Below are 8,555 nucleotides of genomic sequence, written 5' to 3'. Positions count from 1 at the left end.
ACCGGAGCCGGCCCGCCCCGAGCGGCGCCGCCGCGGCCCGGGACCCGACCGGGTCCCGTGCGACCCCGCGGGCGGGACCCGCGAGGTGGCGTGCGGCGGCTGTCGGCCATGGACCGGCGGTCAGCCCTGGTAGCGCGGGAAGGCGCCGGCGCCGGCGTAGCGCGCGGCGTCGCCGAGGTCGTCCTCGATGCGCAGGAGCTGGTTGTACTTGGCGACGCGATCGGACCGCGCCGGGGCACCGGTCTTGATCTGGCCGCAGTTGGTCGCGACCGCGAGGTCGGCGATCGTGGTGTCCTCGGTCTCGCCGGAGCGGTGGCTCATCATGCAGCGGTAGCCGCTGCGGTGGGCGAGGTCGACGGAGTCGAGGGTCTCGGTGAGCGAGCCGATCTGGTTGACCTTGACCAGCAGCGCGTTGGCCTGGCCGCCGCTGATGCCGCGCTGCAGGCGCTCCACGTTGGTGACGAACAGGTCGTCCCCGACGATCTGGGTCTTGCCACCCAGCTCGTCGGTGATCGCCTTCCAGCCGTCCCAGTCGTCCTCGTCGAGGGGGTCCTCGATGGAGACGATCGGGTACGACGACACCAGCTCGGCGTAGTAGGCGGTCATCTCGTCGGCCGACTTGGTGCCGCCCTCGAAGGCGTAGGCACCGTCCTTGAAGAACTCGGAGGCGGCGACGTCCATGGCGAGCCCGATGTCGCGGCCCAGCGTCAGGCCGGTCGCCGAGACCGCCTCGGCGATCAGGTCGAGCGCGGCGCGGTTGCTGTCGAGGTTGGGGGCGAAGCCGCCCTCGTCGCCGAGGCCCGTGGACAGGCCCTTCTTCTTCAGCACCGACTTGAGCGCGTGGTAGACCTCCGCGCCCTGGCGCAGGCCCTCGCGGAACGTCGGGGCGCCGATCGGCGCGATCATGAACTCCTGCACGTCGACGTTGGAGTCGGCGTGCGAGCCGCCGTTGAGGATGTTCATCATCGGGACCGGGAGCAGGTGGGCGTTGGGCCCGCCGACGTAGCGGTAGAGCGGCAGGCCGGCGGAGTCGGCCGCCGCACGGGCGACGGCGAGCGAGACGCCGAGGATCGCGTTGGCGCCGAGGGTCGCCTTGTTGGGCGTGCCGTCGAGCTCGAGCATGGTCTGGTCGACGATGCGCTGCTCGTCGGCGTCGAGGCCCTCGACGGCGGGGCCGATCGTGTTGATCACGGCGTCGACGGCCTTTTGGACGCCCTTGCCGCCGTAGCGGTCGCCGCCGTCGCGCAGCTCCACCGCCTCGAAGGCGCCCGTGGAGGCGCCGCTGGGCACCATCGCGCGGGAGAAGGACCCGTCGTCGAGGAGGACCTCGACCTCGACGGTGGGGTTGCCGCGCGAGTCGAGGATCTCGCGCGCGCCGACGGCTTCGATGCTGGCCACTGCTGCTCCTGGTGCGACTGGGAAGAGGTGCGCGCCCAGCCTAGACCCGGCCGTACGTCGATCCGCGCAGGCCGCGCTCAGTCGGCCGTCAGGTCGCCGGATCGGCTGGGGTGACGCCCGGCAGGCGACGTACGGCGTCGCGCAGGGCCTGCTCGGGGTCGCGGCCCGCGGCGCGCGCCTCGGCCACCAGCGCGAGGAGCCGGTCGCCGAGGTCGTCGCCCGGCGTCGGTACGGCGGTCCCCTGGCGGGCGAGCCGGTCGAGGACCTTGTCGGCGTAGAGCAACGCCGGCAGGGTCGGCGGGAGGCCGTCGGTCACCGCCGACCGTGACTTCTCGGTGGCCTTGATGGCCTCCCACGCCTCGTTGACCGCGGCGGCGTCGGCGGGCTGTCCCTCCCGTCCCGCCTCCTCGCCGAACACGTGCGGGTTGCGGCGCACCATCTTCTCGGTGATGCCGCGCGCGACGTCGTCGAGGTCGAAGGTGCCGGTCTCCTCGGCGATCGCGGCGTGGAAGTAGACCTGGAGCAGCAGGTCGCCGAGCTCCTCGCGCAGGTGCTCGGCGTCGCCGGTGTCCAGCGCCTCGAGGGTCTCGTGGGCCTCCTCGAGCAGGTAGCGCGCCAGCGAGCGGTGCGTCTGGCCCGCCTTCCAGGGGCACTCGGCTCGCAGCCGACGCATGACCTCCCGCAGCTCCAGCAGCGGCTGGCCCTCGGCCGGACCGCTCAGGGGCTCGGCCACCGGGTCAGCTGCAGCGCTGGGAGGCCGGGAGGCTCTTGGCGTACTCCTGGTCGGGCGCCTCCAGCGCCGACGTCGTCGCGGTGTCGCCCACGGCGACCGCGAGCTGGGTGTCCTCGGAGACCACCTGGCCGTCCTGGAAGGAGATGCCGAACTCGGGGTTCAGCTTGATGTCGTGGTCGTCGAGCCACCGCGTGAGCTCGTCGGCCCCGCGCTGACCGGCCGCCTCGGGCCCGGTGGGCTGGCCCTCCTCGGTGAGGAGCTTGTCGCCGACGGCCAGCTGGACCGCCTGGACGTAGGCCGAGGACCCGTTGATCGCGATGACCGCGTCCTGCTGGTCCTCGGGGAGGTCGCGGGTCTGGCCCCGCAGGTCCGTGACGACGCGGTCGTAGTCGTCCGTGGGCTCGACGTCGTGCTCCTCGGCGAGCTGCTCGGCCGCAGACACCAGGGCGAGCTGGCCCACGACGCCGGAGCGGAGGTAGCCCAGCGGGACGACGCTGCCGTCCTGCTGGAGCTGGTCGCGCACCGCGTCGCAGTAGTCGCCGACGAGGCGGTCGACCCGGTCGGTGGAGATCCGGTCGCCGTCGACGTCGGCGGCCACGCCCGGCTGGAAGCTGGTGCCGGCCACGCCGCAGCCGGTGAGGGCCACGGCCAGGACGGCGGTGGCGGCGGCCGCGAGGCGCACTCGGCGGGCTCGCACGCCTCGGCTGCCTCGGGTGCTGGGGGTGCTCACGCGAACTCTCCTCACGACCGTGCTCGATACGGGGCTGACTCGGGGCTCATTGCTGAGGGGGGTCGATGACGCTGTCGATGACCCCGCGCGCCCATTCAAGCAGGGCGATGCCGGTCAGCGGGGTCCCGGTCCGGCCCGGGGTGCCGGGGCGCGGCACGAGGATCGTGTCGACGGTCGCCTTGACGATGGACTTGGGATACATCCGCTGCAGCCGGAGCACCCGCGACTCGGGGAGGCTGACCGGAGCGAAGCGCACGTTCTTGCCCGCGATCGTCGCCTCGCCGATGCCGGCGGACCGGGCGCGCGCCCGGAAGCGCGCGACGAGCAGCAGCGCCTCGACCTCCTGCGGCGGGTTGCCGTAGCGGTCGACCATCTCCTCGCGGATCAGGTCGACGTCCTCGTCGGCGCGCACCTCGGCCAGGCGCTTGTACATCTCCAGGCGCAGCCGCTCGCTCGGCACGTAGTCGTGCGGCAGGTGGGCGTCGACGGGCAGCTCGATGCGGACCTCGTTGAGCGTGTCGGCGTCGGCGCCCTCGCCCTTGAACTCGTTGACGGCCTCCCCCACCAGCCGCACGTAGAGGTCGAAGCCGACGTCGGCGATGTGGCCGGACTGCTCGCCGCCCAACAGGTTGCCGGCGCCGCGGATCTCGAGGTCCTTCATGGCGATCGCCATGCCGCCGCCGAGGTCGGAGTGCTGGGCCAGGGTGGCCAGCCGCTCGTGCGCGGTCTCGGTGAGCGGCTTCTCCGCGGGGTAGAGGAAGTAGGCGTAGGCGCGCTCGCGGCTGCGACCGACCCGACCACGCAGCTGGTGTAGCTGGCTCAGGCCGAGGGTGTCGGCGCGCTCGATGATCATCGTGTTGGCGTTGGAGACGTCCAGGCCCGACTCGACGATCGTCGTGCAGACCAGCACGTCGAAGCGCTTCTCCCAGAAGTCCAGCATCACCTGCTCCAGCTGGTGCTCGCCCATCTGCCCGTGGGCCACGCCCACCCGCGCCTCGGGCACCAGCTCGCGGATCTTGGCCGCCGCCTTGTCGATCGAGGTGACCCGGTTGTGGATGTAGAACACCTGGCCCTCGCGCAGCAGCTCACGGCGCACGGCGGCGATGACCTGGCGGTCCTCGTAGGCACCGACGTAGGTCAGCACCGGGTGCCGCTCCTCGGGCGGGGTGGTGATCGTCGACATCTCGCGGATGCCGGTGATGGCCATCTCGAGCGTGCGCGGGATCGGCGTCGCGCTCATGCTCAGCACGTCGACTGAGGTGCGCAGGCGCTTCATCTGCTCCTTGTGCTCGACCCCGAAGCGCTGCTCCTCGTCGACGATGATCAGGCCGAGGTCCTTCATCCGGATGTCGGGGTTGAGCAGGCGGTGGGTGCCCACGACGATGTCGACGCTGCCCTCGGCCAGCCCGGCCATGACCTCCTTGGCCTCGCGATCGGTCTGGAAGCGGCTGAGCCCCTTGACCACCACGGGGAAGCCGCTCATGCGCTCGCTGAACGTGCTGAGGTGCTGGGTGACCAGCAGCGTGGTGGGGACGAGGACGGCGACCTGCTTGCCGTCCTGCACCGCCTTGAACGCCGCGCGCACGGCGATCTCCGTCTTGCCGTAGCCGACGTCGCCGCAGACCAGGCGGTCCATCGGCACGGTCTGGCGCATGTCGGACTTCACCTCGTCGACCGTCGTCAGCTGGTCGACGGTCTCGGTGAACGGGAAGGCGTCCTCGAGCTCGCGCTGCCAGGGCGTGTCGGGACCGAACGCGTAGCCCTTGGTGGCCTGCCGGGCGGCGTAGAGCTTGATCAGCTCGGCCGCGATCTCGCGGACGGCCTTCTTGGCGCGGCCCTTGCGCTTGGCCCAGTCGGCGCCGCCGAGGCGGTCCAGGCTGGGCTGCTCGCCGCCGACGTAGCGGGTCACCTGGTCGAGCGCGTCGGCCGGCACGTAGAGGCGGTCGGCGGGGCCGCCGCGCTTGCTGGCGCCGTACTCGAGCACGAGGTACTCGCGGGTGGCACCGCCCACGACGCGCTGCTTCATCTCCACGAAGCGACCGACGCCGTGCTGCTCGTGGACGACGAAGTCGCCGGCCTTGAGCTCGAGGGGATCGATCTGCTTCTTGCGGCGCGCGGGCATCTTGCGCATGTCGCGGGTGCTGGAGCGCTGGCCGCTGAGGTCCTCGCCGGTGAGGAGCACGAGCCGGTTGGTGTCGTCGACGAAGCCGTGCTGGGCGGCGCCGCAGGTGACCGTGACGAAGCCGTGCTCGACCGGGTCGGCGTCCTCGACGAGGCGGGCGGCGATGTCGCGCTCGCCCAGCGCCTCGACCATGCGCTGCGCGGGACCGTGGCCGGGGTGGACGACGACGGCGCGGTAGCCGTCGGCGAGCCAGCCGTCGAGGTCGGCCATGGCGCGGTCGACGTCGCCGCGGTAGGCGTCGACGGGTCCGGCCGGGAGGGCACGGGTGGGGACGCCGGCGTCCTCGGCGCTCACGTCGCCGCCCGCGGAGGGTGCCGCGGCGGCCCCGTCGAGACCGTCGTCGATGCCGAACGGGCTGACCGTCCACCACGGCTTGTCCTGCGCCAGGCTGCGCAGGCGCACGTCGGCGATCGCGTGGTACGACGCCGCGCCCAGGTCGATGGGCGCCGTGCCGCCACCGGCGGCGGCCGCCCAGCTCGCGCCCAGGAACTCCTCGCTGGTCGCGACCAGGTCGTGCGCGCGGCTGCGGGCGCGCTCGGGGTCGAGCACCAGCACGTGGGTGTCGGCCGGCATCAGGTCGACGAGCATCTCCATCTCGTCGACGAGCACCGGCGCGAGGGACTCCATGCCCTCCACCGCGATGCCGGCGGCGATCTTGTCGGTGAGCTCGAGCAGCTGGGGGTGCGCCTGGCCGAGCTCGGCGGCGCGGCGACGCACCTCGTCGGTGAGCAGCAGCTCGCGGCACGGCGGCGCCCACAGCCGCTCGACCTTGTCGAGCGTGCGCTGGTCGGCCACCGAGAACGAGCGGATCTCCTCGACGTCGTCGCCCCACATCTCCACGCGGAGCGGGTGCTCCTCGGTGGGCGGGAAGACGTCGACGATGCCGCCGCGCACGGCGAACTCCCCGCGCCGCTCCACGAGGTCGACGCGGGTGTAGGCGGCGTCGGCCAGGCGGCGTACGACGTCGTCGAGGGGCATCGTGTCGCCGGTGGCCAGCTCGACGGGCTCGAGGTCGGCGAGGCCCTGCACCTGCGGCTGCAGGATGGAGCGCACGGGCGCGACGACGACCTGGAGCGGGCCGTTGCTGGGGTCGGTGCCGGGGTGACGCAGCCGTCGCAGCACGGCCAGGCGGCGCCCGACCGTGTCGCTGCGGGGGCTGAGCCGCTCGTGGGGCAGCGTCTCCCAGCTGGGGTAGTAGGCGACGCCCGTCGGGTCGAGCACGTCGGACAGCGCGGCGACCAGGTCCTCGGCCTCGCGGGACGTCGCGGTCACCGCGAGGACCCGGCGCCCGGAGCGCACGAGCCCCGCCACGACGTAGGGGCGCATCGCCTCGGGACCCGTCAGGTCGAGCGCGCGCACCCGCCCGTCACGGGCGTCGGCGAGGACGTCGGCGAGGGTCGGGTCGGACAGGACGGCGTCGGCGAGGCCGGCGAGCGACACGGGTGCTCCTGAGGAGGGTGACAACACGACAGCCCCCGGTCACGGATGACAGGGGGTGGACGTCGCTCAGTCTACGTCGTGGGGTCCGACACCCGGCCCACGAAGAGCGGCGCCCGCAGCTCGGCGTCGTGCACCACGAAGAGGAACGGCCGGTCGAGCACCACGGGGGTCCGGGGGCGTGACGGCACGAGGGAGGTGGCGCGGACGACGACGGCGGTGGCCGCGGCCGCCTCGGTGCCGTCCTCGTCGACCGCGACGAACGCCTCGTGGAGGACCTCGTCGACCGCCACCCGCTCGTCGGTGGTCATCGCGGAGAGGTCGGCGGCGCCGGAGAAGACCCGCCGCAGGCCCAGCCCGGCCAGCGCCTCCTTGAGCGGCACCTGCGAGCGGACGGTCCAGCGCGGCAGCCGGAGGTCGACCTCCGTCGGCTCCGGCGAGGCCAGCATGGCCGGCAGCCCGCCGCCGGCGACGGCCTCCTCGACCTCGGCACGCCGGCCCACATCCGGGAGCACGACGGTCATCACCAGTCGGCCGCCGGCGTACGGGAGGGGGACGGCGAGCCAGCCGTCACCGCGACCGAGGTGGGTCGGCGCGAGCCGGGGCCGCATCATCGGGACGGTCACGGCGGTGCCGTCGTCGAGGTGGAACGCCGCGTCGGCCGTGCGGGTGCGCTCGAACGGCCGCTCCCAGGCGGCCTTCAGGTAGAGCGCGTTGACCAGCACCAGGCGGGTGGCCGAGCCCAGCGCGCCCTGCGGCACGATCTCGGTGATCCGGGCGCGGGTCTGCTCGGAGGTCCAGGCGTTGATGTCGCGCCGCGCCGACCCGGCGTCGGCGGCGTAGTCGAGCGTGTGCACGGCGGTGCCGTAGCCGTGCGTCAGGGCATCGAGGAAGGGCCGCGCGAAGCTCGTGCCCTCCTGCCCGAACAGCGCGTTGGCGGCGGTCAGGACGACGTCGTCGCCCGGCTCCCGCAGGCGTCGAGCGAGGTCGGCGAGGTCCCGGTCGAGGTGTGCGGGGTCGCTCGCGCCCAGCACGGCGAGCAGCTCGTCGCGGGTCTCCCCCACCGCACCGTGCTGGACCATCGCCAGCGCCACCGCGACCGAGTACGGCGAGAACGCGAGGTTGCCGGGGCGCGCGGCGAGCCGGCCGAGCAGGCCGGCGGCCAACGCCTCGACGGGGTGGGTCATCCCGCTGCGGCCTCGGCCGCGGCGAGCTCCTTCTTCCAGTCGCGGAAGCCCTCCTCGGTGCGGCCCCGGCGCCAGTAGCCCGAGATCGAGGCGTCCTCGCGCGGGACGCCGCGGTCCTGGAGCAGGTAGGGCCGGATGCCGTGCATGACGGCCTGCGCCTCGCCGTGGACGAACGCGTGGACGCGCCCCTCGCGCCAGGGCAGGGCGCGCACGGCGGCGACGAGCGGGTCGCCCTCGGTGGCGGATCCGCGGTGGACCCAGGTGACGGTGGCGCCGGCCGGGGCCGCGAGCTCCACCTCGTGGTCGGCGTCGTGCACCTCGATCAGCACGTCCGCGACGGCGCCGTCGGACAGCGCGGCGAGAGCCTGCCGGATCGCGGGGATCGCGGCGTCGTCGCCGGCCAGCAGGTGCCAGTCGACGTCCGGCGAGGGGGCGTAGGCACCACCCGGTCCACGCACCTCCAGGGTGTCGCCCGGCTGCGCCTTGGCGGCCCAGGGACCGGCGACGCCGGTGTCGCCGTGCACCACGAACTCGATCGCGAGCGTGCCGGCGGCGACGTCGGGCTCGAGCGCGGTGTAGGTGCGCACCACGTCGTCGCCGTCGACGGGCAGCACGAGCTTGACGTAGCGGTCGGTGTCGGCGCTGTCCGCGAACGCCGACAGGTCGTCGCTGCGGAACCGCACCCGCACCAGGGCGGGGCTGACCCGCTCGGTCGAGGTGACGGTCAGCGTGGTGGTGCCGGGCACGGGTGCTCCTGGGGTCAGCGAGAGTTGTTAGGTCAGCCTAACTCTCGCGTGGTGAGCGTCGGCGCGTCACCCGTCTTGGGTAAGTCGCCCGCTCGACCCGGACGCGCGCCCCGTCGCGCTCCTACGTTCGAGCCGCCCGGCA

At 73.5% G+C, this 8,555-nt stretch carries 6 protein-coding genes; all 6 read right to left on the bottom strand.

Annotated features, from left to right (window positions below):
• Window positions 1-120: 120 nt before the first annotated feature.
• Window positions 121-1,398, bottom strand: a complete 1,278-nt coding sequence (gene eno, locus IRQ30_RS02320) for a phosphopyruvate hydratase (RefSeq protein ID WP_193611449.1) — start codon at window positions 1,396-1,398, stop codon at window positions 121-123.
• Between the two features lie 88 nt (window positions 1,399-1,486).
• Window positions 1,487-2,131: a MazG nucleotide pyrophosphohydrolase domain-containing protein gene (locus tag IRQ30_RS02315; protein ID WP_338089533.1), complete on the bottom strand. Its 645-nt coding sequence runs from the start codon at window positions 2,129-2,131 to the stop codon at window positions 1,487-1,489.
• 4 nt (window positions 2,132-2,135) lie between these two features.
• The gene (locus tag IRQ30_RS02310) at window positions 2,136-2,861 is read right to left on the bottom strand and encodes a hypothetical protein (protein WP_193611448.1); all 726 of its coding nucleotides are present in this window, start codon (window positions 2,859-2,861) and stop codon (window positions 2,136-2,138) included.
• A 46-nt stretch (window positions 2,862-2,907) separates the two neighbouring features.
• A complete protein-coding gene (gene mfd, locus IRQ30_RS02305; RefSeq protein ID WP_193611447.1) occupies window positions 2,908-6,483 on the bottom strand; it encodes a transcription-repair coupling factor in 3,576 nt (1,191 codons plus the stop codon).
• A gap of 71 nt (window positions 6,484-6,554) precedes the next feature.
• Complete coding sequence (locus IRQ30_RS02300) at window positions 6,555-7,667, bottom strand: serpin family protein (protein ID WP_193611446.1); 1,113 nt, start codon at window positions 7,665-7,667, stop codon at window positions 6,555-6,557.
• The gene (locus tag IRQ30_RS02295) at window positions 7,664-8,413 is read right to left on the bottom strand and encodes an SIP domain-containing protein (RefSeq protein ID WP_193611445.1); all 750 of its coding nucleotides are present in this window, start codon (window positions 8,411-8,413) and stop codon (window positions 7,664-7,666) included. Before IRQ30_RS02295 ends, IRQ30_RS02300 begins: the two co-directional genes overlap by 4 nt.
• Window positions 8,414-8,555 lie beyond the last annotated feature (142 nt).

Source organism: Nocardioides lijunqiniae (assembly GCF_015024225.1).
GTDB classification, from domain to species: Bacteria; Actinomycetota; Actinomycetes; order Propionibacteriales; family Nocardioidaceae; genus Nocardioides; species Nocardioides lijunqiniae.
Note: the sequence above shows the minus strand (reverse complement) of the source record. Positions and strands in the feature narration are given on the sequence as shown.

Bases quoted from the DNA above. Each gene is read 5' to 3' on its own strand.
- IRQ30_RS02300 (WP_193611446.1), bottom strand. From the start codon at position 7,667: ATGACCCACCCCGTCGAGGCGTTGGCCGCCGGCCTGCTCGGCCGGCTC.